The organism is Blastomonas sp. CCH1-A6, assembly GCF_001556365.1.
Lineage (GTDB): Bacteria > Pseudomonadota > Alphaproteobacteria > Sphingomonadales > Sphingomonadaceae > Blastomonas > Blastomonas ursincola.
Map to the genome: position 1 here is coordinate 1 of NZ_LSIS01000161.1, position 1,638 is coordinate 1,638.

Annotated in this window: 2 protein-coding genes; both read right to left on the reverse strand. The window is 61.9% G+C overall.

Going from position 1 to position 1,638, the window contains the following annotated elements; all coding sequences use genetic code 11:
* Positions 1 to 137: 137 nt before the first annotated feature.
* Positions 138 to 626, reverse strand: a complete 489-nt coding sequence (locus tag AX735_RS06660; protein WP_231750039.1) for a GIY-YIG nuclease family protein — start codon at positions 624 to 626, stop codon at positions 138 to 140.
* A 487-nt stretch (positions 627 to 1,113) separates the two neighbouring features.
* Positions 1,114 to 1,638 (reverse strand): SPOR domain-containing protein (locus AX735_RS06665; RefSeq protein WP_202189519.1); only part of this gene is annotated, 525 nt, incomplete at its 5' end.

Here is a 1,638-nt window from a genome sequence, read left to right on the forward strand (position 1 = left end):
GCCCCTGCCCCTGCTCCGTCACCCCCGCGAAAGCGGGCGCGCGCGCTGTGGGAGCGGGCTGGATAGAATCGGGTGGGTGCATGAACGACAGTTCAACCTGAGCCTGTCTCCGAGTTAAGCCACCCGCACACGCCCGCTCAGCCTGAGCTTGTCGAAGGCCCCGCGCCATCATCAGCGAAATTGCGCAACCCCCTTGAAAGCCTTGAAATCAAATCCCAATCCCCAGCAATCAGCGCCTCTTTCTTGGCTCGCGACCAGCCCTTGATCTGCCGCTCCACCCAGAACGCATCCTCGCGCGAGGGAAAATCCTCCGACCAGACCAGGTCAACAGGGCGTCTTTTCGCGGTATAGTCCCCGCAGGCACCGCTGGCGTGCGGGGACATCCGGTGTTCGAGATCATCAGTATGCCCGGCATAATAGCTGCCGTCGCTGCATCGCAAAAGATACGCGTAAAAGGCCATAGCCCAGAATAACGGTTTCGCGGGGCTTTCGACAAGCTCAGGCTGAGCGGAGATGGGGTGACTTTGGGACGGCGGAAGACAAAACTTGCCGTTCAGCAAATAAACCCATTGCGGACATTCACGCTCCGTGTTCAGATGGCTGATGGGCCGTTCGATACCCACCATCTGCGGTATAGTGTTGGCTGCTTGCGTAATGCTTGCGGTTCTTTGGCTGCGCGCTGAAAGTCACCTAAGTCAGCTACAACAAGAAGTTCGTTACCCGCTTGATGCGCCGTTAGAGCGCAGAGCTTATCAAGCGAAAGCTCGTTCCGAACGTAGCAGTGTGAGTGAGATCGAAGCCCATCTTTTTCCTGTGACCGTTTCTTTCCCAGATCGTGATTGTGTGGAGTTGAGACCGCGCTGGGGCGTTAAGGGTGGCACGAGCATTTCATGCTTCTCGAACGAAACGGGTAAACTCCTTAGCCACGACAATATTGGTGAATGAACGGCAGCTGATTACCGAATTGCAGCCATCTCAACCTGCTGCACTGCGCCCCTCAACCGGACGTTGACAGCCGTCTAAAACCGTCCGCACGGCCTCAGCCCTCATTCGCCACACAAGCGGGATTCCCGCTTTCGCGGGGATGACGTGGGTTTGGCTGGCCCCCTCGCCTCAGCGGCGGGCGGCGATCTGGGTGCCGGCGGGCTTGGTGGCAACGGCGCGGGCGATGATGCATTCGCCGCCGAACGAGCGGACCTGGGCGCACATCGCGCGGGCGCTCTTTTCGTCGGCAAAGCCGTTCGCGGTCAGGCGGTGCAGCGTGCGCGCGCCGACGGTGGTGGGTACGGCGACCTTGGAGAAAGCCGCGAGATCCTTGTGCTTGGCGCTATAGCCGACCCAGGCGCGGTTGGCATTGGCCGCGCTCGAGAACACGCCGAGCTGCACCGCGAACGCGCCATTGCTGACCGGCGAGAAGCTGGCCTTCTGGAAGACGGCGGGCGCAGGCGCGGCCTTGGCGGGCGCGGGCTTGGGAGCAGGCTTCGGCGCGGGGGCCGCGGCAACCTGAACCTTTTCCTGCTCGACGATCATCTGGCGCTTCGCGACCATTTCGGGGCGCAGCTTGCGCACCGCCTTGCGGCGATAGCTGGCGGGCAGCGGCTTGACGATCTCGCGCGCGGTGAGCAGCGGCGCGACGAT

Coding starts and splice junctions, on each gene's coding strand:
- AX735_RS06660 (WP_231750039.1), bottom strand. CDS start 626: ATGGTGGGTATCGAACGGCCCATCAGCCATCTGAACACGGAGCGTGAA.